Source organism: Pantoea sp. RG18 (assembly GCF_025910075.1).
Taxonomy (GTDB): Bacteria; Pseudomonadota; Gammaproteobacteria; order Enterobacterales; family Enterobacteriaceae; genus Pantoea; species Pantoea agglomerans.
On sequence record NZ_JAPCIL010000012.1, the window covers coordinates 220,730 to 245,849 of the forward strand.

Annotated in this window: 23 protein-coding genes; 8 read left to right on the forward strand and 15 right to left on the reverse strand. The window is 55.4% G+C overall.

The window, feature by feature from the left end:
- Positions 1-11: 11 nt before the first annotated feature.
- The 12 genes from atpH to ravA all read right to left on the reverse strand — a co-directional run bounded on the left by atpH (position 12) and on the right by ravA (position 12,712).
- Entirely contained in the window at positions 12-545 is a 534-nt protein-coding gene (atpH, locus tag OK409_RS14285) for a F0F1 ATP synthase subunit delta (protein ID WP_264367174.1), read from the reverse strand.
- A 14-nt stretch (positions 546-559) separates the two neighbouring features.
- Positions 560-1,030 carry a F0F1 ATP synthase subunit B gene (gene atpF, locus OK409_RS14290; RefSeq protein WP_003849528.1) on the reverse strand — a complete coding sequence of 157 codons (471 nt, stop codon included), beginning with the start codon at positions 1,028-1,030 and terminating at the stop codon, positions 560-562.
- Positions 1,031-1,135: 105 nt separating this feature from the next.
- Positions 1,136-1,375: a F0F1 ATP synthase subunit C gene (gene atpE / locus OK409_RS14295; RefSeq protein WP_003849523.1), complete on the reverse strand. Its 240-nt coding sequence runs from the start codon at positions 1,373-1,375 to the stop codon at positions 1,136-1,138.
- A 105-nt stretch (positions 1,376-1,480) separates the two neighbouring features.
- Positions 1,481-2,299 (reverse strand): F0F1 ATP synthase subunit A, encoded by an 819-nt coding sequence (gene atpB / locus OK409_RS14300; RefSeq protein WP_010258863.1) that lies wholly within the window; start codon positions 2,297-2,299, stop codon positions 1,481-1,483.
- An 8-nt stretch (positions 2,300-2,307) separates the two neighbouring features.
- Positions 2,308-2,688: a F0F1 ATP synthase subunit I gene (atpI, locus tag OK409_RS14305; RefSeq protein WP_010258861.1), complete on the reverse strand. Its 381-nt coding sequence runs from the start codon at positions 2,686-2,688 to the stop codon at positions 2,308-2,310.
- Positions 2,689-3,399: 711 nt separating this feature from the next.
- A complete protein-coding gene (gene rsmG / locus OK409_RS14310; protein WP_010258859.1) occupies positions 3,400-4,017 on the reverse strand; it encodes a 16S rRNA (guanine(527)-N(7))-methyltransferase RsmG in 618 nt (205 codons plus the stop codon).
- A gap of 48 nt (positions 4,018-4,065) precedes the next feature.
- A complete protein-coding gene (gene mnmG / locus OK409_RS14315) occupies positions 4,066-5,955 on the reverse strand; it encodes a tRNA uridine-5-carboxymethylaminomethyl(34) synthesis enzyme MnmG (RefSeq protein WP_010258857.1) in 1,890 nt (629 codons plus the stop codon).
- Between the two features lie 432 nt (positions 5,956-6,387).
- Positions 6,388-6,828 carry an FMN-binding protein MioC gene (gene mioC, locus OK409_RS14320; RefSeq protein WP_010258855.1) on the reverse strand — a complete coding sequence of 147 codons (441 nt, stop codon included), beginning with the start codon at positions 6,826-6,828 and terminating at the stop codon, positions 6,388-6,390.
- A gap of 155 nt (positions 6,829-6,983) precedes the next feature.
- The gene (asnC, locus tag OK409_RS14325; protein ID WP_003849496.1) at positions 6,984-7,445 is read right to left on the reverse strand and encodes a transcriptional regulator AsnC; all 462 of its coding nucleotides are present in this window, start codon (positions 7,443-7,445) and stop codon (positions 6,984-6,986) included.
- 103 nt (positions 7,446-7,548) lie between these two features.
- Complete coding sequence (gene ovoA, locus OK409_RS14330) at positions 7,549-9,687, reverse strand: 5-histidylcysteine sulfoxide synthase (protein WP_264367175.1); 2,139 nt, start codon at positions 9,685-9,687, stop codon at positions 7,549-7,551.
- Positions 9,688-9,758: 71 nt separating this feature from the next.
- On the reverse strand, positions 9,759-11,219 hold the full coding sequence (viaA, locus tag OK409_RS14335; protein ID WP_033759308.1) for an ATPase RavA stimulator ViaA: 1,461 nt from the start codon (positions 11,217-11,219) through the stop codon (positions 9,759-9,761).
- Positions 11,216-12,712, reverse strand: coding sequence for an ATPase RavA (gene ravA, locus OK409_RS14340; RefSeq protein WP_010258850.1), 1,497 nt, complete (start codon positions 12,710-12,712; stop codon positions 11,216-11,218). The genes viaA and ravA overlap by 4 nt, the downstream gene beginning before the upstream one ends.
- A 291-nt stretch (positions 12,713-13,003) precedes the next feature.
- On the opposite strand from ravA, the gene kup reads away from it, so the two are divergent.
- Positions 13,004-14,872 carry a low affinity potassium transporter Kup gene (gene kup / locus OK409_RS14345; RefSeq protein WP_010258849.1) on the forward strand — a complete coding sequence of 623 codons (1,869 nt, stop codon included), beginning with the start codon at positions 13,004-13,006 and terminating at the stop codon, positions 14,870-14,872.
- A 15-nt stretch (positions 14,873-14,887) separates the two neighbouring features.
- Here kup and qseC read toward each other — a convergent pair whose 3' ends face one another.
- Together qseC and qseB are read right to left on the reverse strand one after the other, a co-directional pair.
- Entirely contained in the window at positions 14,888-16,243 is a 1,356-nt protein-coding gene (qseC, locus tag OK409_RS14350; RefSeq protein WP_264367176.1) for a quorum sensing histidine kinase QseC, read from the reverse strand.
- Positions 16,231-16,902, reverse strand: a complete 672-nt coding sequence (qseB, locus tag OK409_RS14355; RefSeq protein WP_010258847.1) for a quorum sensing response regulator transcription factor QseB — start codon at positions 16,900-16,902, stop codon at positions 16,231-16,233. Before qseB ends, qseC begins: the two co-directional genes overlap by 13 nt.
- Positions 16,903-17,064: 162 nt before the next feature.
- On the opposite strand from qseB, the gene OK409_RS14360 reads away from it, so the two are divergent.
- From OK409_RS14360 to rbsR, 7 genes are all read left to right on the forward strand, one after another.
- Positions 17,065-17,472, forward strand: a complete 408-nt coding sequence (locus OK409_RS14360) for a YgiW/YdeI family stress tolerance OB fold protein (protein ID WP_010258845.1) — start codon at positions 17,065-17,067, stop codon at positions 17,470-17,472.
- Between the two features lie 182 nt (positions 17,473-17,654).
- On the forward strand, positions 17,655-18,074 hold the full coding sequence (gene rbsD / locus OK409_RS14365; RefSeq protein ID WP_003849483.1) for a D-ribose pyranase: 420 nt from the start codon (positions 17,655-17,657) through the stop codon (positions 18,072-18,074).
- A 7-nt stretch (positions 18,075-18,081) separates the two neighbouring features.
- Entirely contained in the window at positions 18,082-19,590 is a 1,509-nt protein-coding gene (gene rbsA / locus OK409_RS14370; RefSeq protein ID WP_010258843.1) for a ribose ABC transporter ATP-binding protein RbsA, read from the forward strand.
- Positions 19,587-20,558 (forward strand): ribose ABC transporter permease, encoded by a 972-nt coding sequence (gene rbsC, locus OK409_RS14375; RefSeq protein ID WP_264367177.1) that lies wholly within the window; start codon positions 19,587-19,589, stop codon positions 20,556-20,558. Before rbsA ends, rbsC begins: the two co-directional genes overlap by 4 nt.
- A gap of 25 nt (positions 20,559-20,583) precedes the next feature.
- Positions 20,584-21,459: a ribose ABC transporter substrate-binding protein RbsB gene (gene rbsB, locus OK409_RS14380; RefSeq protein WP_010672181.1), complete on the forward strand. Its 876-nt coding sequence runs from the start codon at positions 20,584-20,586 to the stop codon at positions 21,457-21,459.
- 62 nt (positions 21,460-21,521) lie between these two features.
- Positions 21,522-22,451 (forward strand): ribokinase, encoded by a 930-nt coding sequence (gene rbsK / locus OK409_RS14385; RefSeq protein WP_022624781.1) that lies wholly within the window; start codon positions 21,522-21,524, stop codon positions 22,449-22,451.
- A gap of 13 nt (positions 22,452-22,464) precedes the next feature.
- Entirely contained in the window at positions 22,465-23,448 is a 984-nt protein-coding gene (rbsR, locus tag OK409_RS14390) for a ribose operon transcriptional repressor RbsR (RefSeq protein WP_033773177.1), read from the forward strand.
- On the opposite strand, the gene mdtD is transcribed toward rbsR, so the two are convergent.
- Complete coding sequence (mdtD, locus tag OK409_RS14395; RefSeq protein ID WP_010258829.1) at positions 23,445-24,845, reverse strand: multidrug transporter subunit MdtD; 1,401 nt, start codon at positions 24,843-24,845, stop codon at positions 23,445-23,447. The two genes, rbsR and mdtD, sit on opposite strands and share 4 nt — an antisense overlap.
- Positions 24,846-25,120 lie beyond the last annotated feature (275 nt).

The window sequence follows — 25,120 nt, forward strand, 5'->3', positions numbered from 1 at the left end:
CTCCAGTCCCCTTAAGACTGCAAGACGTCAGCCAGACGGTCAAGACGGCCGCGTACGCTGCCATCAATAACCAGATCACCCGAACGGATGATCACGCCTGCCATCACAGACTTATCAATTTTGCAATTCAGCTTAACTTTGCGTGACAGACGTTTTTCCATCGCGGCGCTGATTTTATTCAGCTGGTCGTCACTCAGCGTACTGGCGGAGATAACATCAACTTCAGCGGTGGCTTCATGAGCGTCACGCAGTTCGATGTATTGGGCCAGTACAGCCGGAAGCGCTGTCAAACGTCCGTTTTCCGCCATCACCTTAATCAGGTTCTGAGCGGGTTCATCCAGTTGATCACCACAGACTGCGTTAAACGACGCTACCAGCGCTTCGGGTGCTAATGCACCTGAGAGAAGATCAGCCATCTGTTCATTGCGAGCCACTTCTGCGGCAAACGCCAGCATCTGTTGCCAGCGTTCAATACTTTGATGCTCAACAGCAAAGTCAAAAGCTGCTTTGGCGTAGGGGCGAGCTACAGTAATCAGATCAGACATCAGCCCCTCCCTCCTTACAGTTCAGCGACCAGTTTATCAACGATGTCGCTGTTAGCAGCTTCATCCACGGAGCGTTCGATGATCTTCTCGGCGCCAGCCATAGCCAGCAACGCGACCTGCTTACGCAGTTCTTCACGCGCACGTTTGCGTTCAGCGTCAATTTCAGCCTGCGCTTGTGTCACGATGCGATTACGTTCGTTTTCAGCTTCGGTTTTGGCTTCGTCCAGAATCTGCGCGCGACGCTTGTTCGCTTGCTCGATAATGACCTGAGCGTCTTCTTTGGCTTTTTTCAGCTGGTCGGTCGCATTAGCCTGCGCGAGATCCAAATCTTTCTTTGCACGTTCAGCAGAAGCAAGGCCTTCAGCAATTTCTTTCTGGCGCTTTTCGATAGCAGCCATGAGCGGCGGCCATACGTACTTCATGCAGAACGCGACAAACAGGATGAACGCGATAGCCTGGCCGAGGATTGTTGCATTAATGTTCACAGCACAATGCCTCTAGATTGAGTATTTAACTTTTCTGCCGTTATCAACGATAAGCGGCAGAATCCGTTCACCCTTGCACATTGTGCGCTGAGTGAACACAGGGCTTTAGGCGACAGCAAACATCACGTACAGACCCAGACCAACAGCGATCATCGGGATTGCATCCACCAGACCCATTACAACAAAGAACTGCGTACGCAGCAGAGGAATCAGGTCAGGCTGACGAGCAGCGCCTTCCAGGAATTTTCCTCCGAGGATGCCGATACCGATCGCAGCACCGATTGCCGCCAGGCCCATCATCACAGCGGCAGCCATGTACAGCAGATCCATATTCAGGTTTTCCATGACAGTCTCCAGTTTGTTTCAGTTAAATGCTCCCTTCATCTTCCGGGCTTCAGCGGTGTGCGCTGCAACCCGAAATCAAGAGGGAAAGTAGTGTTGAGAAAAAAATCAATGTTCTTCAGATGCCATCGACAGATAGACAATCGTGAGGACCATGAAAATGAAAGCCTGTAGCGAAATGATCAGGATGTGGAAAATGGCCCACGGCACATTCAGCACCCACTGCGACCACCACGGCAACAGACCGGCAATAAGGATAAAGATCAGTTCACCCGCATACATGTTGCCGAACAGTCGTAAACCCAGTGATACAGGCTTAGACAGCAGGCTCACACCTTCCAGAATCAGGTTGATCGGGATGAAGATCGGGTGGTTAAAAGGCTGCAGCGTCAGCTCTTTAGTGAAGCCGCCAATGCCTTTCATTTTGATGCTGTAGAACAGAATCAAAATAAATACGCCCAACGCCATAGATAGCGTGATGTTCACGTCTGCAGACGGTACGACGCGCAGCGCCGGTAACCCCAATACGTGCTCGCCAATATATGGCAGCAAGTCGATTGGCAGCAGATCCATGAAGTTCATCAGGAAGACCCAGACAAAGATTGTCAGAGCCAGCGGGGCGATAAGTTTGCTCTTACCGTGATACATGTCGCGCACGTTACTATCGACGAAACCGACAACCAGTTCGATAGCCGCCTGCATTTTCCCTGGCACACCGCTGGTGGCAGATTTTGCCACGCTACGGAACAACACCAGGAAGATGATTCCCAGCACCATAGAGAAAAACATGGAATCGATATTTAATACCCAGAACGTCGCGGGAGCGTCGTGCGGATTCACTATCTCGAAGGTACGCAGGTCCAACTGAAGATGAGTCAGGTGGTGACCAATGTACTCTTGCGGAGTAGAGATTTCTCCTGCAGCCATGATGCCTCTTACCCTTTGTTGTTAATTACCGCCGGTGCCAGCATTTGTACCACCAGCACCGATAACCAGGTTATTCCGACCGGCCAGAAAACCGCTCCGAATAGACCCAACGCCACAATGAGCAAAATGATGGTCGCAAACACTTTGGCTATTTCACCCAAAGCGAAGCTCCACGCGACTCGCCCCGAAGCTGGGGTTTGCCCCTGCAGGCGCCAGGCTAAAAACAAAAACAATACGTTTGGCAGCCAGGCTGCCGCACCGCCAGCAAGAGCAGAGAGACCCCAGATGACATCTTTAAGAGCAAAGAGTGCACCGATGATGACTATCGTCACCAGCTGAATCATCAGCACCGTTCGGGCGTATTTTACACTGTAAAGAGACACTGACATGACGCTGATACTCTCCTGCCCCGTTAGGGGTATGTCGCGTGTCGTATAAGACTGCCTTTGCGCAGTTGAGTCAAGCAGCAAAAGCCGTGCAAATTATACGGGCCGCACCTGCGATTTCAATCGGTAAGTAGCGAAAAGGTGAACAATTATTTAAATTTCTTTCCGGAGGGCTATTTTTCCAAAGATTACCCTGCAGAGATTCACCCTAATCTGACTGAAAATTCCCTCGCAACTTGCTTTTAAAGCGTGCTTTAGATCACATAATAAGCACTTTCACTACACTGAGTTTTATCTTCGCGCTATTTAAGAACAATCTGTATTACAAATTAACTCAATAAAATCAAAGCATTGAAATTATAAAAATGCATCTGCAAGACTATTTTCACAGAAAACACGCTATTGACATCGAACTGTGCTTAAGAATCGTGTAATTGATATTACGCACGCAAAGTTATTACCGCGATATATTTTCTGCCGTGACTACTTTTATTCAGCGACCCGCCTATACAAGTGATATTTCTGATAACTGAATGTGAATTAAACGTTAAATGTAACAGAGCTTTTCGGATAATTTCCGTCAGCGTTTTAACCTTCGGTCAGCCAGGGCTTAATCAAAATCTTTTATTGATAGCGCATCATCTGCACTTTTTTCATCCCGGAACTGACGAAAATCACTGGCAGATAAACGCTAAATCTCTGCCAGTCGAAAGCCTATTGGTGACGAAGAATGACCAGGTGGCGATCACCTTCTAGCTGCGGTACCTGCAACTTAATCACAGCATCAGAGACGTAGCCTGCCGGTAACTCCGCAATTTCATCGTCCGGACGCACGCCTTTCAGCGCGAAGAAGCGCCCTTCTCTTCCCGGCAGATGATGACACCAGTTCACCATGTCGGTCAGCGAGGCAAATGCACGACTGATCACGCCATCAAAGGGCGGCTCAGCCGGGAACGCCTCAACCCGGCTCTGCACCGGAGTAATGTTAGTGAGTCCTAACTCATGCTGAACCTGACGCAGGAAACGCACCCGCTTGCCCAGGCTGTCGAGCAACGTAAAGTGCGCATCAGGCATCACGATAGCCAGCGGAATGCCAGGCAGTCCTGGTCCGGTTCCCACATCAATGAAACGTGAGCCTTGCAGATGCGGCGCCACCACGATGCTGTCGAGGATATGGCGTACCAGCATCTGCTGCGGATCGCGCACTGATGTCAGATTGTAGGCTTTGTTCCACTTATCCAGCAGGCCGACATAGGCAACCAGCTGCTGTTTTTGTTGATCGGAGAGGGAAATACCGGCTGCCTGTAGCAGCGACGTGAGTGTGTTGATCACAGCATAAGTCCATTCAGCGGGGGCGAGTCTCCTCGCCCCGTTTTCAGATCAGGCGCTTTTACGCAGCAGACCCTGTTTTTTCAGATAGATAAGCAGAATTGAGATGGCCGCCGGCGTAATACCGGAGATACGCGTCGCCTGACCAATCGAACTCGGTTTGTGATCGTTCAGCTTGGCGATAACCTCATTTGAGAGGCCGTTCACCTGGCGATAGTCGAGCTCCACCGGTAACAGCGTGTTCTCGTTGCGCAGCTGGCGATCGATCTCTTCCTGCTGACGCGCGATATAACCTTCATATTTGACCTGAATCTCAACCTGCTCAGCGGCCTGCTCATCAGCCAGTGCCGGACCAAAGGCATCCAGCGTCATCAGCTTCAGATAGGTCAGCTCAGGACGGCGCAGCAGATCTTCGCCGCTCGCTTCTTTGGTCAGCGGCGCGCTGAGTACCGTATTCACTTCCGTCACGTGCTCTGACTTCGGATGGACCCAGATATCGCGCAGGCGCTGACGCTCCTGTTCAATCGCTTCCAGCTTCTGATTGAAACGCGCCCAGCGCGCATCATCCACCAGACCCAGTTCACGACCGGTTTCGGTCAGACGCAGATCGGCATTGTCTTCGCGCAGCATCAGACGATATTCAGCACGGGAGGTAAACATCCGGTACGGCTCTTTGGTACCAAGCGTGCAGAGGTCATCAACCAGTACGCCCAGATAAGCCTGGTCACGACGTGGTGCCCAGCCCTCTTTGTCCGCAGACTGACGGGCGGCGTTCAGCCCCGCCAGCATCCCCTGTGCAGCGGCTTCTTCGTAGCCGGTTGTGCCGTTGATCTGGCCGGCAAAGAACAGGCCGTGAATAAATTTGCTCTCCAGCGTCAGTTTGAGATCGCGTGGATCGAAGAAGTCATACTCGATGGCATAGCCCGGACGCACGATCTTCGCATTCTCCATGCCCTGCATGGAACGAACGATCTGAATCTGCACATCGAATGGCAGACTGGTTGAGATGCCATTCGGGTAGATCTCATTGCTGGTCAGCCCTTCCGGCTCCAGGAAGATCTGATGCGAGTTACGATCGGCAAAGCGCATCACTTTGTCTTCGATAGACGGGCAGTAGCGTGGACCGATCCCCTCAATGATCCCGGCATACATCGGGCTGCGATCCAGATTATTGCGGATCACCTCATGGGTTTTCTCATTGGTGTGAGTGATCCAGCACGGTACCTGCTGCGGATGCTGAGACGCATTGCCCATAAACGAGAACACCGGCATCGGGTTATCGCCGTGCTGCGGGCTGAGCACTGAAAAATCGATGGTGCGCGCATCGATACGCGGTGGCGTACCAGTCTTGAGGCGGTCTACCCGCAGCGGCAGCGCACGCAGTCGTTTTGCCAGCGGAATGGACGGGGGATCACCTGCGCGACCGCCACTGTAATTATCCAGACCGATATGAATTTTGCCGTCAAGGAAAGTGCCGACGGTGAGGACGACTGTTTTCGCGCGGAACTTCAGTCCCATCTGGGTGACTGCACCCACCACACGATCGTTTTCCACGATAAGATCGTCGACCGCCTGCTGGAAGATCATTAGATTGGGCTGGTTCTCCAGGGCCGTACGCACTGCCTGGCGATAGAGCACGCGATCCGCCTGAGCACGGGTTGCCCGCACTGCCGGACCTTTGCTGGCGTTTAGTATCCTAAACTGGATACCCGCCTGGTCAATCGCACTGGCCATCAGACCACCCAGGGCATCCACTTCCTTCACCAAATGTCCTTTGCCAATCCCACCAATCGCCGGGTTACAGGACATTTGTCCAAGCGTATCAATGTTATGGGTGAGTAACAGGGTTTGCTGACCCATTCGGGCTGCCGCCATTGCGGCTTCGGTGCCCGCATGACCACCACCAATTACGATGACGTCAAAAGGATCCTGATAAAACATGAAGTGGTACCTCGGTTGATGAACTTGCAGGATCGTCGTCCTGGGGCGTGGATTCTACTCAAATTCCGTCTGGGGTGAAAGCCGCGGGATCGTCCGGTTTTAAAAGAAAGGATCTTAGATCTGTATATGATCTTTCTGTTAGATCTCTTATTAGGATCCCGCTTTTCTGTGGATATGTGCCAGAAGCACAGCAGAAACAACAGGATGAAGAGGATCACTACCTGTTAGTGATCGGTGATCCTGATCCGTATAAGCTGGGATCAAAATGGCATGTTATCCACAGCTCAAAATTCATTCTACGGTTGTTCTTTGGATAACTACCGGTTATACGCAGTAAAAGAGGGTAGTTATCCACAAAATAAACGAGCGGAAAAGGATAAAATCAGCATCTTCCACTGGGGATCGTCACTATTTCGCGATCCCAAGCCCCCTTCAGATCGCCTTTTTCCAGCTTTCCAGCCAGGCTTCTGCGGGATCTTCAGGGATCTCATGCTCCAGCACATCAATCTCCAGACGATCGCCGATCTGGCGGGCACCCTGAGCAATTAACAGGGCTTCAATCTGGCGGATCGCGCCACAAAAGAGATCATATTCATGATTGCCGAGTCCGATGGCACCAAACCGGACCTGCGAGAGATCGGGCTGGCTTTCCGTGATGGCTTCGAACAGCGGCAGCAGGTTATCGGGAATATCGCCTGCACCGTGAGTTGAACAGACCACCAGCCAGATACCCTCATGTGGCACTTCATCCAGCTCCGGGCCATGCAGCATCTGCGTTGAGAAGCCCGCTTCCTGTAATTTTTCTTCCAGATGTTCAGCCACATACTCTGCGCTACCCAGAGTACTGCCACTGATTAAGGTAATATCGGCCATCTTGCTCTCCCGGACATTAAGGCGAGCATTGTACGCTGTGATCAAGCGGTGATCCACCTGTGGACAACAGGGTTAATAGATTAAGAGAAGCGAACGCAGCCGTTGGCAGCCGCCACATTCGTCAGGGATAAGATTATGCACAAGGCGGAGAAGGATCAGGGCTTGATAGTGCGCATGATCGGGTTTTGCAGCGAGATCAGCGTTTCCGTCGACTGAATTTCATCTATGGTCTGGATCTTGTTGATCAGCACCTGTTGCAGGGCATCAATGGACCGGCACATCACCTTAATAAAGATGCTGTAGTGGCCGGTGGTGTACCAGGCTTCAACCACTTCATCCAGCGCATCCAGTTTGCTCAGCGCCGCCGGATAGTCACGCGCGCTCTTAAGGATGATGCCGATAAAACAGCAGACATCAAACCCCAGCTGGCGCGGATCGATATCAACCCGGGTGCCCAGGATAATGCCCGCCTGCTTCATCTTCTCCACGCGGACATGAATGGTGCCGGGGCTGACGTTAAACTGTTTTGCCAGCTCGGCGTAAGCAGTGCGCGCATTGTCGAGCAGGGCATTCAGAATGCCGCGATCCAGGTTATCGAGCTGCAGATGTTCGGCCATGGCCATCCTCGTTATTGGTCTGCTTAAGTAAACAAGGATGAATGTGCAGCAAAATAGTGGTTCAGGCAACTCCCGGCAGCGACGGGCGTCGCTGCCGGTTCACTTAGCGTTTGCGCCAGACGGTGACCTGCGCCAGCGTGTGCTGGAACTTGCGGGCCGTTTCGCGGATCACAAACGGTTTATCCTGCGGTTCATCGACCAGGTCGAAGTCGGCCGCCAGCAGACGTTGCAGTGCCTGCAGCGTCGTCAGTGCCTCACCGTTTTCACGCACGCCGCCCAGCCAGTTCTCCTTCGGCGTGAAATCCTCCAGCCAGGTATAGGGCGATGAGAGCACCAGAATGCCGCCCTGACGCAGCATCGGCGTGACATCCCGCAGGAAGCGTGCGGGCTGACGCAGGCGATCGATCAGGTTGGATGCAAGTACCAGATCGTAACGGGCGGGTTGCGGCTTAAGGTTACAGGCGTCGCCCTGAACAAACTGAATCCGCTGCGCCAGTTCGCTCTCCAGCGCGAAATCTTTCAGGCGAACCTGGCGATACTCCACCAGATCGCCTTCCTGTGGCAGGAGATAACGGAAGTCTTCGCCGCTGGCCAGCTGAAGCGCCACATCGATGAAGCGCGCCGAGTAGTCCATGCCGGTGACACGTTCAAAGTGGCGGGCCAGTTCAAAACTGGCGCGTCCGGTGGCACAGCCGATATCCAGTACCTCGCCGCGTGCCGTGGTGTAGTTCAGCGCCAGGTTTACCAGGCTTTCGGCATAGTTATCCACGCCGAAATAGCGCGGGCCATACTGGAAGTCGAGGTATTGCGACACCATGGCGTCAGATTCATACGGGTTCAGCGCCATGGTTTCCTGATGGCTGGAAACCACGTAGCGGAAACCGGCATGCTGGAAGAAGTGGCGGCGGAACGCATAGCGTGCCGATTTCAGCGCTTCGTTGCCGGTCGATATCCAGCTACCGCCTTTGATCAGCGAATGTTTACCATCAAAGGTCGGGGTAGAGAAATCATCGTAAAGCGGGTGGACTTTAAAACTTTCAAAGCCGTTGGTCGGCGTGGTCGTCCACTGCCAGACGTTACCGACGATATCGAAGAAGTCACCCTGGGCGAAGAGATCGACCGGTGAAGAGGAAGCCCAGTACGCCAGGTTAATGTTGCCCGGTGCCCGATCCCAATCCGGCTGATCGCCCGCGACCTGTTCGCGCAGCTGAGCCCACTCCGCTTCACAGGGGAGCTGAACACTCATTCCCGTCTGATCCGCTTTCCAGCGGCAGAAGGCCGCCGCTTCCAGCTGGTTAACCTCGGCTGGCCAGTCCCACGGCATTGCGACTTCTTCACACATCAGACGCAGTTTAAGCTGATCGGGCATCGCAGGCGTGCCGACCCAGAAGGTGGGCATCTCCGCTTTTGCAAACTGACACCAGCCCCAGCCTTCGTCATCCCACCAGCGAGCGTCCTGATAACCCCCCGCCTCAACGAACGCCAGGAATTCCGCGTTGCTGACCAGCATTTTGCTCGCCCTGAACGGCTGCAGCGCGATCTGCTGGCGGCCATATTCGACATCCCAGCCATAAGTATCGTCGGTTTTACCCAGCGTGACGGTGCCGCCGGGCATCGGCAGCAGGGTATTGGCCGGAACAGCCTCGCGCTGGTGGCGCGCCATCGGGCAGACCGGCCACGCGGGCTGGGGTTTCACCCACCCGACCGGTAACTGGCGTATCAGTACGCTGGACGTTTCCAGATGAATACGCTCATGCTCAATGCCCATCAGGATCACCCAGGCCGGACTCTCCCAGGTGATCGGCAGAGTCAGCGGCAGGGTCTGGATCAGATCGCTGACCAGCGCTTTAACGCGCCCGCGGTATTCGCGGACTTCTTCGACAGTGGGCCAGTCATAGTGGCTGTCGTTGAGATCGTCCCAGCTCATCTCATCCACACCAATCGCCATCATCGCTTCGATACGATCGTCCAGACGCGCGTCGATAAGGCGTCCGGCCATCAGCTTATTAATGTAGAAGGTAGCGGTGTGGCCAAAATAGAAGATTAAAGGATGGCGCAGCGGAATGGCTTTGGTAAACCAGGCCTGGGAATCGGCCAGACAGGTAAACAGACTTTCATACTGTTCCCAGGTCTGGTGGAAATAGGCCAGCAATTCGGCACGTTTTTGTTCAATTTTATGGCCGGAGAGCAGTAGCGTTCGCGTCGGCGCAGGCAGATCGCGATGAGGTTGAGCAAGCGTCACAGGAAGCTCCAGATTGCTGAGTAAGTGAAACGGTAATTTACTATAGCAAATATGCATTTCTGCCCGATGACTTAACGCCGCCAGTGACGCAGCAGACGGCTTTTCATGCCGGTATCGAAACGCCAGATATGGTCGAAGATGCGCAGAATGCCTGGTTTCCCGTGGGCCGACATAGCCACGGCGTGAAAACGTTGCTGATTATTTCGCTGACGCGTTTTAATGGTCCCGATCACCTCTTCCGGCAGACGCTGGGCAATAAAATCGGAGACGATCACTGCATCGGCTTCCTGCCACAGTGCACCTTCCATCCGGGTCACAACGGAAGAGAGGCAGGCTGCCAGATCGGTGCCGCCGCGAAAGCGCTGACTGAGAAAGCGAATCGCCTGTTCCAGCCCATCATCACCGGTCAGTTCATAGCCGATCACCTCATGCGCAAACAGCATGATGTAGCAGCGACGGCGATCGGCCAGCGCGACTTTCAGCAGCGCCAGACAAAACGCTTTGGCGCAGCGCTCATTGAAGCCACCCATCGAACCCGAGGTATCGACGCAGACGATGAAAGGCCCGCGTGGCTGCTCTTCATGCTGCTGGTGGCTGGCCGGACGCATCGTGACCTTTTCATGCCAGGCATCGCCCTGCAGCTTGTAGGTCAGCAGCCGTTTCTCTACCAGCCGCCGGTAAAACTCCAGCTCCAGTTCACTGATACTCAGCGCAGCTAACTCCGGCGGCAGCAGACGCAGAACGTCATCGCTCTGGTGAATGCCGCTGACCTCCTCCGGCACGGCCGCAGGTTCCTGCACCATATGGTGAAAGGCCTCCATAGGGGCATCCTGCGACGGCACCGATTTTGCCTCGCGGCTGCGACCCAGCTGCTGGGCCAGTTTCAGCAGCTCCGGCTGCTGCGCCAGAAAGTCGCCATATTGCAGCATCAGCTGATAGTCGCCAGGCTGCAGTGACGCTTTGCTCATGTCCCACAGCCGGCCAGCGGCGGCTTCGTCATCGTCGCCGAGAATCGGTGCCAGCTGACCGCTCAGCGCCATACGCTGCTGCAGTTCCGCCAGCAGGCGTTCGCGCTGCTGCTCCAGCAACGTCTGATTCAGCGTCAGGGTCTGTAAGGTCAGGCTCAGCCGCCAGCGCTGTAGAAAAAGCTGGTGCTGCGCGCTGCTGAGATGGCTGATATCGGTGTGCTGCAGCAGCCGGTTGGCTTCATCCAGAAAAGGGGAAGGCAGGCTTTCAAGCGCCTGAAGCGTGGCATTCAGCTGGTGGCTGAATTCACGATCGCTGAGGAGTTGTACCCGCTGGAACAGCTGAAACTCTTCGGCCAGCGTGGCCGGAACCGGCGTGGCTTTGAGCTCAGCGTTGATCTCCGCTCGCCAGCGTGGCACATCGCGTAACAGTGCTTTTTTCAGCCCGGGAAATTTTTCAAAAAACAGCGCCAGCTGTGGAGACGCCAGCAGGGCAATAATCAGCTCTTCAATCAGTTCGGTTTCACCCACGGAGAGCAGTGTGCTGAGCGTCTCCAGTGGGATCATTTACGCGCCTGTTTCAACTGTTCCGCCACATCCTGCAGGCTGGTTTCAACCCGCGCCAGCCAGTCATCACTGATAAACAGGCAGCGCTGGTGCTGGCTGAACAGATGACGCTGCGACCGCAGTTCACTCTCCAGTGCATCCAGCGCTTCGGTGATCTCACCAGGCAGCGGCTCGCTATTGCTGACGCCAGGCAGTGTCAGACGCGACGATTGCAGGCTGACATCACGGATAGCCAGGCAGTGCTGTGCATCCACCTGTAAATCCAGACTCTGCGCAAAGCCAATTCCATTGAGCTTGCCGCGAACCTCGCCCCCTTTCTGCAGCCACTGATTCAGTGCATCACGCGCGATAACCAGATGTGTCACCTGCATGTCATGCAGCATCAGCGGCTTTTGCAGCATCAGCGTCAGTTGCTCATCAGTGAAGCTTTCCGGCAGATCGTAATGGGGTTTGCGACTGAACATCCCACTGTGTTTTTCCAGGGTGATCGCCTGTGCGATGCTCTGTTGCTGCTGCAGAGCCATGCGACGCGCTTTTATCTGATGCAGTTTCAGCAGCATCGGCTGCTGCTGCCAGGCGTGCTGTGTCATCAGTTGATCGATTTCGCGCTCCAGCAGCTGCATGGACGCGACGTCGTGCCAGAGGCAATCTTTCAGCAGGATCAGGTCTATCGGCGCAATGGCGCTGCGGCCACTGTAAAAGGCACTGGCCTGCAGCAGATGAATAGCTTTTTTCCAGCGACGATCGGAAATATAGGGCGCGGCGGGCTGGCTTTCCAGTTGCTGGCGCAGCTGATAAATCAGCTCGAACACCGCATCCGGGAGGCTGACCTGACTGATGCCGAGCTGCCACTGCGCATACTCCTCATCACTGATGCGCAGGGATTCCGCGACCGGATTGGTGTGCTCATCCTGCTGATGGGTCAGCATGCTGCGAAAGTTCTGCTTCTCATGCACATTATCCAGCCACAGGCGGATTAGCATCCGGTCATAGAGCGCTTCAAGGCCGCTGTCCGCTTCCGGCATTTCATTAGAGGCGGTGACCAGCAGACGCATCGGAATGGCCTCTTCGCTGTCGCCATTGCGGAAGCGGCGTTCGTTGATAGCGGTCAGCAGGGTATTCAGAATCGCCGGGCCGGCTTTCCAGATCTCATCCAGAAAAACAATCTCCGCGTCGGGCAGATAACCTTTAGTAAGGCGCTGATAGCGCCCTTCATCCTTCAGTGCCTGAATAGATAGCGGGCCAAACACCTCTTCCGGTGTGGAGAAACGGGTCATCAGATATTCAAAGGCGCGGGCGTGCTGAAAGGCATATTTCAGGCGGCGGGCAATCAGGCTCTTGGCGATGCCGGGCGGTCCCAGCAGGAATACGCTTTCACCGCTCAGCGCTGCCAGCAGGCAAAGGCGGATGGCATGATGTCGCTCATACAATCCTTTTTCTAACGCATTGCTAAGGCGAGAAATTCTTTCTGCCAAAAGATGGGGTTGAGCCATAATCACTTCAATGTCCTTACGATCGTCGGGCCGCCGCGCTTCAGCAAGCGCCTTACTCTATAGATCATCATGCGTGAAAGCGTTGATAGCTGTCAGCTTTTTTGTTTCATAAGGTTTGCCTGCTTTGAAAGCGGCGCTGATTAACGCTTTAATGCCTGAAACCACCCCGTTACCCTGGCAGACAGGCGAAGCGGGTATAGGAATTTTCGGCAAACCGTGCATACTGTGCGCTTTTTGATGGCCTGAGCGAGGGGTTGTTGCGCCTCTTAGACTCCAACAAAAGATAACTCTATGAGCTCGGATAATAAGCAGTCACTTCGCGGATTAACGCTGGCCGCTATTGGTGTTGTTTACGGGGATATCGGCACCAGTCCGCTGTATACCTTGCGTGAATGTCTCTCCGGACAGTTCGGCTTCGGCGTTGAGCGGGAAGCGGTGTTTGGCTTTTTGTCGCTGATTTTCTGGCTGCTGGTGCTGGTGGTATCACTGAAGTACATCAGTTATGTGATGCGCGCCGACAATGCCGGTGAAGGCGGTATTCTGACACTGATGTCGCTGGCGGGCCGCCATACGGGTGCACGCGCCACGGCAGTGCTGGTGATCATGGGCCTGATTGGCGGCAGCTTCTTCTATGGGGAAGTGGTGATCACGCCGGCCATTTCGGTGATGTCAGCCATTGAAGGTCTGGAGATTGCCGCGCCGTCGCTGGATCCCTTTATTGTGCCGATGTCGATTGCGGTGCTGACGCTGCTGTTTGCGATTCAGAAACATGGCACCGGCATGGTGGGCAAACTCTTCGCGCCGGTGATGCTGGTGTGGTTCCTGGTGCTGGCGATCCTTGGGGTCAGCGGCATCATGAAAAACCCGGAAGTGCTGCATGCGCTGAATCCCGCCTATGCGGTCGAGTTCTTCCTGCACTATAAATCTGTCTCATTCTTCGCGCTTGGCGCGGTGGTACTGGCGATTACCGGGGTTGAAGCGCTGTATGCCGATATGGGTCACTTCGGTAAAGTGCCGATCCGACTGGCCTGGTTCTCGGTGGTGCTGCCGTCGCTGGTCCTGAACTACTTTGGTCAGGGCGCGCTGTTACTCAGCGATCCCAAAGCGATTAAAAACCCTTTCTTCCTGCTGGCGCCGGACTGGGCGCTGATCCCGATGCTGATTCTGGCGACGCTGGCCACGGTGATTGCCTCACAGGCGGTGATCTCCGGCGTCTTCTCGCTGACGCGTCAGGCGGTGCGACTGGGCTATCTGCCGGGGATGCGTATCATCCACACCTCTGAGCGCGAATCGGGCCAGATCTATATTCCGGTGATTAACTGGGTACTCTACTTCGCCGTGCTGATTGTGATTATCAGCTTTGAGCATTCAAGTAATCTGGCTGCGGCCTACGGTATCGCCGTCACCGGCACCATGGTGCTGACCGCGATGCTCTCCTGTACCGTGGCGGTTAAAAACTGGCACTGGAATAAGCTGGCGGTTGCCGTCATCCTGGTACTGATGCTCTGTATCGATGTGCCGCTGTTTACCGCCAACCTGGTGAAAATCTTCTCCGGTGGCTGGCTGCCGCTCTGTCTCGGCCTGGTGATGTTTATCATTATGACGACGTGGAAAAGCGAACGTTTCCGCCTGCTGCGCCGCATGCACGAGCATGGCAACTCCCTGGAGGCGATGATCGCGTCACTGGAGAAATCGCCGCCGGTTCGCGTGCCGGGCACCGCGGTCTATATGTCGCGTGCGCTGAATGTGATTCCGTTTGCCATGCTGCATAACCTTAAACACAACAAAGTGTTGCATGAGCGGGTGGTGCTGCTGACGTTGCGGACAGAAGATGCACCTTACGTGCATAACGTGCGTCGCGTGACGATTGAGCAGCTGTCGCCCACCTTCTGGCGGGTGGTGGCCAGCTACGGCTGGCGTGAAACGCCAAACGTCGAGGAGATTTTCCACCGCTGCGGGCTGGAAGGGCTCAACTGCCGCATGATGGAGACATCGTTCTTCATGTCGCATGAGTCGCTGATTATCGGCAAACGGCCGTGGTATCTGCGCCTGCGTGGCAAACTCTTCCTGGCGCTGCAGCGCAATGCGCTCCGTGCGCCAGACCAGTTTGAGATCCCGCCAAACCGGGTGATTGAGCTGGGCACCCAGGTCGAGATTTGATCTGCAGTGCCCGCCTTACGGGGCGGGCGCTGACCAGCGCAGCGTGACGCATAATCCGCCACCCGATCGCTGGCTGAAGCTGACCTGCATCCCGTGCAACTGGGCGATATTGCGGACTATCGATAATCCCAGCCCGCTTCCGCTTTTCTCCTGACCTGGCGGTCGCCAGAAACGTTCACCAAGCCGTTGCAGATCGGCTGCACTCAGACCTTCGCCGTTATCTTCTACCGACAGGCTATTCGCCTGAAGCCGCACATCAACTTCGCTGCCCGCTGGCGTATAGCGAATGGCATTATCCAGCAGATTACGCACCAGCAGTGACAGTAACAGCGGATGCCCCTGAATCTGTGGATCGGCATCAGCATGCAGCCGCAGCGTGACACCCGTTTTATCCGCCAGCGGCAGCTGTGCAGCCAGCGTCTCCTGGACCGTGCGTTTCAGCGCCACCGTTTCGAAGGCGCTGCGTGCATCATCAGCTTCAACCCGTGAGAGCGTCAGCAGCTGATCCACCAGCCGGGTTGCGCGGATAATGCCGGCATCCAGCTGCTGCAGCGCATGGGTTCGCATCACTTCATCATCCGCAGTCAGCTGGATCACCTCGCTTTGCACCTGCAGCGCCGCCAGCGGACTGCGCAGCTCATGTGCGGCATCAGAGGTAAAGCGCCGTTCACGCTGCATCATTGCGCTGATGCGGCTGAACAGACCATTGAGCGCGACCATCAGCGGTTGCACCTCTTTCGGCACGCGGTCTGCCTGCAGCGGCGTATCATCATCGGGCGCGCGCTGCGCCAGCTGATGTGCCAGCGTCTTCAGTGGGCGCAGTTCAGACCAGACCAGAACGATCAGCAGCAGCAACATAAAGGGCAGCGCGATCAGCCAGGGCAGCATGCTGGCTTTCATCAGATCCCGCGTCATGTCGTCACGGTATTCGGACTCCTGACCCACCACCACCCGGAACTGCTGGTCGGGCGTGGTCAGCCAGACAAACCGCCAGCGATCGTCATCATTGGTGAGCTGGCCCTCATGAAATCCCTGATACTCCGCTTCAAACGGCAGGTAGCGGCCATTGTCACCATCATTCATCACCTGCCGGCCGTCACGCGTGAAGACGGCAAAGGCCAGGGCGTCGTCATCCTGATCGCCGCGATGGTGGCGCAGTATCTCTTTGGTTTTAGGCAGAGTGGCGTTGTCCAGCGAGGAGAAATCCAGCGTCAGCAGACGCTTGGCCAGCAGCATCTGCTGGGTATCGAAGAGCTCATCAAGGGTTTCACGTGTCTGATGCCAGGCACTCAGGCTGGCGCTGGCCCAGCAGATCCCGAGCAGCAGCACAAAACCGATACCCAGCCGCAGAAACAGGCTCATTGATCGCATTCAGCGGCTCCCAGGGTATAACCGACGCCGTGCAGCGTGCGGATAAACTGGCTGCCCAGTTTTTTACGCAGATGATGAATGTGAACCTCTACCGCATTGCTGGAGACATCGGCGTCCCAGTTGTAGAGCTTCTCTTCCAGCTGGCTGCGTGTCAGCACCCGGCCCGGGTTTCGCATAAACAGTTCCAGCAGTGCCAGTTCACGGCTTTTCAGCGCAATCGCCTCACCTTCGCGCATCACACTGTGGCTGCCGGGTATCAGCACCACATTACCGTGCCGGAGTTCGGGCTGCAGCTGGCCATGACGGCGGCGGATCAGCGCCTGTAAGCGAGCAGCCACTTCGGTTAAGGCAAAGGGTTTACACAGATAGTCGTCGGCTCCCAGCTGCAGGCCTTCGACCCGCTGATCGAGCGCATCGCGTGCGGTCAGTATCAGTACCGGTACATCTTTGCCCTGCTGTCGCCACTGCCGCAGAATATCGAGCCCATCCCGCTCGGGCAGTGAGAGATCCAGGATCACCGCATCCCAGGGCGCGGCCTCCAGCGCGTTAAACCCCGCCTCACCAGAGGTAAACCAGTCAACGCTGAAGCCCAGTTTACTCAGGCCCGCCTTGATACCGTCGCCAATTAAACGATCATCTTCAATCAGTAAAATACGCATCACGTCTCCCTGTTCCGATAGCGCTTTATACGAAGCAACTTCCTGCTTGTACAGCTGATTTCGGCGAAAATAGCTTATTTTTGCCTCTTAAGAAGCTGTTAAGAACTTTATGGTCAACTAAGCTCAACAAGACGAACCACATCATGGAAAAGAGGTGACAAAATGAAAAAGCACGCTGCAATTCTGGCCGTCGTAATGCTGGCTTCCGCCCCGGTTTTCGCTGCACAGCAGGGTGGATTTGTTGATCCCAGTGCGCCAGCCGCACAGACGCAGGCAGCAGCCGGTCAGGGTGGTTTCAGTGCCGATCACACCAGTGTGGTGACCGTAAAGCAGGCTGAAGAGATGAAAGATGACAGCTGGGTCACCGTGCGCGGTAAGCTGGAGAAACAGATCGGCAACGAAGATTATCTGTTCCGCGACCAGACCGGCACCATGAAAGTCGAAATCGACCACAAGCACTGGAACGGCCAGACTATCTCACCTAAAGACAACGTCGAGCTGACGGGTGAACTGGATAAAGATTTCAACAGCATTGAGATGGACGTTAAGCAGGTTAAGAAACTGCCTTAATCCTCTCCTCCGGGGCCGCGTTCGCGGCCCTTTTTTCAGCCCGTCCCCCGACTTAATACAAATTTCTCCCCGCGTGAGCGAAACGTTTCGATAGCGATCACAGATTTCTTCTTTGCCGGTTGAGTTGATGGCGGCTTTTCATACACTCCTGACAGCGAAACGTTTCGCTGTGGAGTGAAAAGATGAAAAAAGGTCGCTTGTTAAACGCTGAACTCTCTCATGTGATTGCCCGCCTGGGACACACGGATACGCTGACGATTGCTGATGCAGGCTTGCCGATTCCGGCCGGACCGCAGCGCATCGATTTAGCGCTCACGCCGGGTACGCCCGATTTTATGCAGGTGGTTAATGCTGTCGCACTGGAGATGCAGGTAGAGAGCGCCCTGATCGCGGAAGAGATTAAGCAGCATAATCCGCAACTTCATAGCGCGCTTGTCGCCGTGCTCGAAGCCTTGCAACAGCACCAGGGGAATATAATCACCATCAGCTACACCAGTCATGAACAATTCAAACAACAAACGCAGCGTAGTCAGGCGGTCATTCGCAGCGGAGAGTGCTCTCCGTTTGCGAATGTCATCCTCAGCGCCGGTGTGACCTTCTGAGGCCGCTATGCAACTTTTACTGCAACTCGACGGCATTGAAAAATCTTTTCCGGGTGTGAAAGCCCTCAAGGGGGCGTCGCTGAATGTCCGGGCAGGACGCGTGATGGCGCTGGTGGGCGAGAACGGCGCAGGCAAGTCCACCATGATGAAAGTGCTGACCGGCATCTATCAATATGATGCTGGTACGCTGCGCTGGCTGGGCAAAGAGACCCGTTTCAGCGGGCCGAAAGCGTCTCAGGAAGCGGGTATTGGCATCATTCATCAGGAACTGAACCTGATCCCTCAGTTAACCGTGGCGGAGAATATTTTTCTCGGCCGCGAATATGTCAGCCGTTTTGGCCGTATCCAGTGGCCGCGTATGTATGCCGAAGCTGATGCGCTGCTTAAACGGCTTAATCTGCGCTTCAACAGCCACAAGCTGGTGGGGGATTTGTCGATTGGCGATCAGCAGATGGTCGAAATCGCCAAAGTCCTGAGCTTTGAGTCGCAGGTGATCATCATGGATGAGCCGACCGATGCGCTGACCGATACCGAAACGCTGTCGCTGTTCCGGGTGATCAACGAACTGAAAGCGCAGGGCTGCGGCATCGTCTATATCTCGCATCGCATGAAAGAGATCTTTGAGATCTGCGATGACGTCACGGTGTTCCGCGACGGTCAGTTTATTGCTGAACGCCCGGTCAGCGAGCTGACTGAAGAGAGCCTGATCGAGATGATGGTCGGCCGTAAGCTGGAAGATCAATATCCCCATATTGATCAGGCACCAGGCGACGTGCGGCTGAAAGTGGAAAACGTCAGCGGACCGGGCGTGGATAACGTCAGTTTCAGCCTGCGCAAAGGTGAAATCCTCGGCGTGTCTGGCTTGATGGGCGCGGGCCGTACCGAACTGATGAAGGTGCTTTACGGCGCCCTGCCGCGTCGCGAAGGCACACTGTGGCTCAATGGTCGGGAAGTGGTGACGCGCTCACCGCAGGATGGGCTGGCTAACGGCATCGTCTATATCTCCGAAGATCGTAAGCGCGATGGCCTGGTGCTGGGCATGTCAGTAAAAGAGAACATGTCGCTGACAGCGTTAGGCTATTTCAGTCACGGCAGCGGCACGCTGAAACATGCGGCAGAGCAGCTGGCCGTGGGCGACTTTATCCGGCTGTTTAACGTTAAAACGCCTTCAATGGAGCAGCCCATTGGTCTGCTTTCGGGCGGCAACCAGCAGAAAGTGGCGATTGCCCGCGGGCTGATGACCCGGCCTAACGTACTGATTCTGGATGAACCGACACGCGGTGTGGATGTCGGCGCGAAGAAAGAGATCTATCAACTGATTAACCAGTTTAAAGCCGAAGGGCTGAGCATCATTCTGGTCTCATCGGAAATGCCGGAAGTGCTGGGCATGAGCGATCGGATTCTGGTGATGCATGAAGGCCGTATCAGCGGCGAATTTACCCGAGAAGAAGCCACTCAGGAGAGCCTGATGGCAGCCGCCGTAGGCAAGCAACACAGCGAGGATTTAGTGGTATGACGACCCAAACTTTACCTGCCAGCCGTCGCTGGTTTAGCAAAAGCTGGCTACTGGAACAGAAGTCGCTGATTGCGCTGATGGTGCTGATCGCCGTGGTGGCCAGCCAGAGCCCGAACTTCTTTACCGTGGCGAACCTGTTCAACATTCTGCAGCAGACCTCGGTTAACGCCATTATGGCGGTCGGGATGACGCTGGTGATCCTGACTTCTGGTATCGACCTCTCTGTGGGATCGCTGCTGGCCCTGACTGGCGCGGTGGGTGCATCGCTGGTGGGTATGGAGGTCAATGCCCTGGTCGCGGTGGCGGCGTCGCTGGCGCTGGGAGCGGCAATCGGTGCCCTGACCGGCACCATTGTGGCGCGCGGCAAAGTGCAGGCGTTTATCGCCACGCTGGTCATGATGCTGCTGCTGCGCGGTGTCACCATGGTCTACACCGATGGCAGTGCGGTAAACACGGGTTTTAATGCCAATGCCGATCTGCTGGGCTGGTTTGGTATTGGTCGTCCGCTGGGTATCCCTGCGCCGGTCTGGCTGATGGCGCTGGTCTTTATTGCTGCCTGGTACATGCTGCAGCACACCCGTCTGGGTCGCTATATCTATGCGCTTGGCGGTAATGAAGCGGCAACGCGTCTCTCCGGCATCAATGTGAATCGCGTCAAAATCATCGTCTATTCACTGAGTGGCATGCTGGCAGCGCTGGCAGGCACCATTGAAGTGGCGCGCCTTTCTTCGGCACAGCCGACAGCGGGTACCGGCTATGAGCTGGATGCGATTGCTGCGGTCGTGCTGGGCGGAACCAGCCTGGCAGGCGGTAAGGGCCGTATTTTCGGCACCCTGATTGGCGCGCTGATCCTCGGCTTCCTGAACAACGGCCTGAACCTGATGGGCGTCTCTTCGTACTACCAGATGATCGTTAAGGCGGTAGTAATCCTGCTGGCGGTGCTGGTAGATAATAAAAGCAGTAAATAACTCTGACCTTACACAGGATGACATGATGAAAAAGTTAACCGCACTGGCCGTGATCCTTGGCGCAACGCTCAGTACCAGCGCTATGGCCAAAGATACTATCGCGCTGGTGGTTTCAACCCTGAATAACCCGTTCTTTGTTTCGCTGAAAGAGGGCGCGCAGAAAGAAGCGGACAAACTGGGCTACAACCTGGTGGTGCTGGATTCACAGAACAACCCGGCGAAAGAGCTGGCTAACGTGCAGGATCTGACGGTTCGCGGCACCAAACTGCTGCTGATCAACCCAACCGACTCTGATGCTGTGGGCAATGCGGTAAAGATGGCTAACCAGGCGAACATCCCGGTTATCACGCTGGATCGCGTTGCGGCACAGGGCACCGTTGTCAGCCACGTCGCCTCCGATAACCGTTTCGGCGGTAAAATGGCCGGCGACTTCATCGCCAAAAAAGTCGGCGAAAACGCCAAAATTATCGAACTGCAGGGCATTGCCGGGACTTCTGCCGCCCGTGAGCGTGGCGAAGGCTTCAAACAGGCCGCTGATGCGCATAAATTCCAGATCCTCGCCAGCCAGCCAGCCGATTTTGACCGTACCAAAGGTCTGAACGTCATGCAGAACCTGCTTCAGGCACACCCGGACGTTCAGGCCGTATTCGCTCAGAACGACGAAATGGCGCTAGGTGCACTGCGTGCGCTGCAGACCGCCGGTAAAACTGGTGTGATCGTCGTTGGTTTTGACGGTACTGCTGATGGCGTTAAAGCGGTAGAAGGTGGCAAACTGTCCGCGACTGTGGCACAGATGCCAGACAAAATTGGCATGATCGGCGTAGATACCGCTGATAAAGTGCTGAAGGGTGAAAAAGTGAAGGCGATCAACCCGGTCGACCTGAAGCTGGTCACTCAATAACTCAAAGAAAAGCAGGGCACTGCGCCACCCTCCTGGTGGCGCACTTATTCCGGACTCCCCTAATGAGCAAAAACGCAAAACTGGCCGTTCTTGGCAGCATTAACGCTGACCACATCCTTAATCTGGCGCACTTTCCTCGTCCCGGTGAAACGGTGATCGGGCAGAATTATCAGATTGCGTTTGGCGGTAAGGGTGCGAATCAGGCTGTCGCCGCCGGTCGTGCTGGTGCCGATATCGCATTTATCGCCTGTGTGGGCGCTGACGACATTGGTGAACGTGTTCGTCAGCAACTGGCCCAGGACAATATTGATACTACGCCGGTCGAAGTGGTCGAGGGTGAGTCAACCGGCGTGGCGATGATTTTCGTCAATGGTGACGGTGAGAACAACATCGGCATCTACTCCGGTGCAAACGCGGCGTTAACACCCGCCTGCGTGACGCGCCATCAGCAGGTTATCGCCGACGCCGATGCACTATTAATGCAGCTGGAATCACCGCTGGAAAGTGTGCTGGCCGCCGCGACGCTTGCCCGACAGCATCAGACGCAGGTTATTCTCAATCCTGCACCCGCCACCCAGCTCTCAGATGAACTGCTGGCGTTGATCGACATTATTACCCCGAATGAAACCGAAGCCGAGAGTCTGACCGGCATTGTGGTCAGCAACGATGAAGATGCCGCCCGCGCTGCGGCAGTACTGCATGCGAAAGGTATCGGCACGGTTCTGATTACTCTGGGTCGCCGCGGTGTCTGGCTGAGCGAGCAGGGAGAAGGTCAGCGTATTGCTGGCTTCAGTGTTAAAGCTATCGACACCATCGCGGCGGGCGACACCTTTAATGGCGCCTTTATCACCGCGCGACTGGAGCAGAAAACGATGTATGACGCGGTGCGGTTTGCCCATGCCGCCGCTGCTATCGCCGTTACCCGCTCGGGTGCGCAGCCCTCCGTGCCGTGGCGCGCGGAGATCGATGAATTTTTGCAGCAGCAGGGCTAAGCATTTGAGCACCATGAAAGATGTCGCTCGCCTGGCGGGCGTCTCTACCTCCACTGTCTCGCACGTTATCAATAACAATCGCTTTGTTAGTGAAGGCGTGCGCGAAAAAGTTGAGCAGGCCATCCGCCATCTGAATTACGCCCCCTCTGCGCTGGCGCGCAGTCTGAAAATCAATCAGACGCACACGATCGGTATGCTTCTGACCACCAGTAGTAACCCATTTTATGCCGAAGTGGTGCGGGGTGTGGAGGAGAGCTGCTATCAGCGTGGCTACAGCCTGATTCTCTGTAACACGGCAGGTGATGAAGAGCGGATGAACCGCAGCCTGGAAACGCTGATGCAGAAGCGCGTCGACGGTTTATTGATTATGTGTACGGAAAGTCACCTGCCCTCGGCCGACATTCTGAACCGTTATCCCTCTATACCTGCCGTCATGATGGACTGGGCGCCGTTTGAAGGCCGTGGTGACATTATTCAGGATAACGCGCTGCTGGGCGGGGAGCTGGCGACTCAGCATCTTATCGACAGTGGTTATACCCGCATCGCCTGTATCGCCGGTCCACAGGATAAAACCCCGGCTCGTATGCGCCTGGAAGGTTATCGCAACGCCATGACAAAGAGTGGCCTGACGATTCTGCCCGGCTATGTGGTGAATGGTGACTTTGAATTCCAGGGAGGCTACAACGGGATGGTCGAACTGCTGGCGCTGGAAACGCCGCCGGAAGCGGTTTTCACCAGCAACGATGCCATGGCGGTGGGCGTTTATCACGCACTCTATCAGGCCGGCATGCAGGTTCCGCAGCAGATGGCGGTAATGGGATATGACGATATCGAACTGGCGCGCTATCTCACTCCGCCACTGAGTACCATTCATCAACCGAAAGATGCGCTGGGTGAACTGGCGATAGACACCCTGCTCCATCGTCTCAGCAATCCCGACGCCAGTCAGCAAACGCTGGTGCTGACGCCGGAACTGGTGGTACGTGGATCGGTTTAGCGCTTTTTCTTTTTGTCGCGATTACTGATCAGATTACGGCCATCGCCGTTTTTCAGCAGCATAAAGGTCAGCGCCGACAGTACTGTTACCACGCCCATGGTCATAAACGTGGCGTGGAACTGTGAAATGGTGCTGGTTTCAAACTCCTGGTAGAAGCGCAGCACCGCGGCGCTGACGGCCACACCAAAACTGATCGCTAGCTGCTGAGTCACGGCCAGCACGCTGTTACCACCGCTGGCGTTATCATCATTCAGATCGGCCAGGGTGATAGTATTCATGGCGGTAAACTGCGTAGACATGGCCATGCCGAGAATAAACAGCGGAAGTAATAGCACGATGATGCTTTCAGCGGGCGACTGCAGAGAGAAGCTGGCGATCAGAATGCCAATAATGGCGGTAATGCCAACCAGCAGGCGGCGGTAACCCAGCCAGCGCAGCAGTTGCGTCACCGTCGACTTCGCCAGTATTGAACCAATGGCGATAGGTGCCATCATGCAGCCCGCGATAATCGCTGAATAGCCAAAGCCGACCTGCAACATGAGCGGCATCAAAAAGGGCACACAACCGGTGCCAAGACGTGACGCGATGTTGCCACCGATGCCCACTGAGAATGTCCGGGTTTTAAACATCGGCAGATTGATCAGTGGCGAAGGGTGATTTCGGGCATGCACTATATAAAGAAGCAAAAGCACAATCCCGCTGAGTAATATCCCGCCCGCCAGCCAGGCGGAAACAATCCGCTCGCCAAACAGCTCAATCCCAATCGAGATCATCACCAGTCCAGCCCCGAACAATAAGAAGCCGAAAAAGTCGAAGCGGCGCTTCGGCGTGGTGAAGTCCGGCATATATTTGCGTGCGTAGATAATGCCGAGAATGCCAATCGGGATATTAATCAGGAAAATCCAGTGCCAGGTCGCGTAGGTCACCAGCACGCCGCCCAGCATTGGCCCCAGTATCGGGCCAACTAATCCCGGCATGGTGACAAAGTTGAGCACCGGCAACAGCTCACTGCGCGGATAGGCGCGTAACAGCGCCAGTCGCGCGACCGGCATCATCATTGCGCCACCGACGCCCTGTATGATGCGCGAGATGACCAGTACCTGGAGTGTGGGAGAAAGTGCACAAGCCAGCGAGCCTAAGGTGAACAGCGAAACGGCAACGATAAATACCTTGCGCGTGCCGTAGCGATCGGCTAGCCAGCCGCTGACCGGAATCAACATAGCGACAGTCAGGGTGTAACTGATGACGGCGGATTGCATGGCCAGAGGAGAACGGTCGAGGCTGGTGGCGATAGCGGGCAGGGCAGTATTCAGTATGGTGGCGTCGAGTGACTGCATGAAAAAGGCCATGGCAGCTATCCATGGCAAACCAGCCATGCTGCGCGCGGATTTTATCATTGAGTATCCTTCCTGGGGTTATCCTGCGAGAAGAAGCAAAATAATAGCACCCGCATTAAGCAACGGCAGGTCTCTTTACAACGTTTAATGGCGATTTTTGTGCGTTATTCCGTCATGAAACGTCTCTTTTTAAGCCGTTCGTTTAAAAAAGATGCGCTCAGCAAATTAATTCAAAGAAACGCTTGTCAGCCCGCGCGAACTCCCTATAATGCGCCTCCATCGACACGGAACACCGGCAACGGGAAACGGGTTGAGAGGCACAGGAGACTGAGGCA

What these genes read in the sequence shown, in the direction of transcription:
- atpH (WP_264367174.1), bottom strand. Translation starts at nt 545, where the DNA reads ATGTCTGATCTGATTACTGTAGCTCGCCCCTACGCCAAAGCAGCTTTT.
- atpE (WP_003849523.1), bottom strand. Translation starts at nt 1,375, where the DNA reads ATGGAAAACCTGAATATGGATCTGCTGTACATGGCTGCCGCTGTGATG.
- atpB (WP_010258863.1), bottom strand. Translation starts at nt 2,299, where the DNA reads ATGGCTGCAGGAGAAATCTCTACTCCGCAAGAGTACATTGGTCACCAC.
- atpI (WP_010258861.1), bottom strand. Translation starts at nt 2,688, where the DNA reads ATGTCAGTGTCTCTTTACAGTGTAAAATACGCCCGAACGGTGCTGATG.
- mnmG (WP_010258857.1), bottom strand. Translation starts at nt 5,955, where the DNA reads ATGTTTTATCAGGATCCTTTTGACGTCATCGTAATTGGTGGTGGTCAT.
- mioC (WP_010258855.1), bottom strand. Translation starts at nt 6,828, where the DNA reads ATGGCCGATATTACCTTAATCAGTGGCAGTACTCTGGGTAGCGCAGAG.
- asnC (WP_003849496.1), bottom strand. Translation starts at nt 7,445, where the DNA reads ATGGCCGAACATCTGCAGCTCGATAACCTGGATCGCGGCATTCTGAAT.
- viaA (WP_033759308.1), bottom strand. Translation starts at nt 11,219, where the DNA reads ATGATCCCACTGGAGACGCTCAGCACACTGCTCTCCGTGGGTGAAACC.
- ravA (WP_010258850.1), bottom strand. Translation starts at nt 12,712, where the DNA reads ATGGCTCAACCCCATCTTTTGGCAGAAAGAATTTCTCGCCTTAGCAAT.
- kup (WP_010258849.1), top strand. Translation starts at nt 13,004, where the DNA reads ATGAGCTCGGATAATAAGCAGTCACTTCGCGGATTAACGCTGGCCGCT.
- qseC (WP_264367176.1), bottom strand. Translation starts at nt 16,243, where the DNA reads ATGCGATCAATGAGCCTGTTTCTGCGGCTGGGTATCGGTTTTGTGCTG.
- qseB (WP_010258847.1), bottom strand. Translation starts at nt 16,902, where the DNA reads ATGCGTATTTTACTGATTGAAGATGATCGTTTAATTGGCGACGGTATC.
- OK409_RS14360 (WP_010258845.1), top strand. Translation starts at nt 17,065, where the DNA reads ATGAAAAAGCACGCTGCAATTCTGGCCGTCGTAATGCTGGCTTCCGCC.
- rbsD (WP_003849483.1), top strand. Translation starts at nt 17,655, where the DNA reads ATGAAAAAAGGTCGCTTGTTAAACGCTGAACTCTCTCATGTGATTGCC.
- rbsA (WP_010258843.1), top strand. Translation starts at nt 18,082, where the DNA reads ATGCAACTTTTACTGCAACTCGACGGCATTGAAAAATCTTTTCCGGGT.
- rbsC (WP_264367177.1), top strand. Translation starts at nt 19,587, where the DNA reads ATGACGACCCAAACTTTACCTGCCAGCCGTCGCTGGTTTAGCAAAAGC.
- rbsB (WP_010672181.1), top strand. Translation starts at nt 20,584, where the DNA reads ATGAAAAAGTTAACCGCACTGGCCGTGATCCTTGGCGCAACGCTCAGT.
- rbsK (WP_022624781.1), top strand. Translation starts at nt 21,522, where the DNA reads ATGAGCAAAAACGCAAAACTGGCCGTTCTTGGCAGCATTAACGCTGAC.
- rbsR (WP_033773177.1), top strand. Translation starts at nt 22,465, where the DNA reads ATGAAAGATGTCGCTCGCCTGGCGGGCGTCTCTACCTCCACTGTCTCG.
- mdtD (WP_010258829.1), bottom strand. Translation starts at nt 24,845, where the DNA reads ATGATAAAATCCGCGCGCAGCATGGCTGGTTTGCCATGGATAGCTGCC.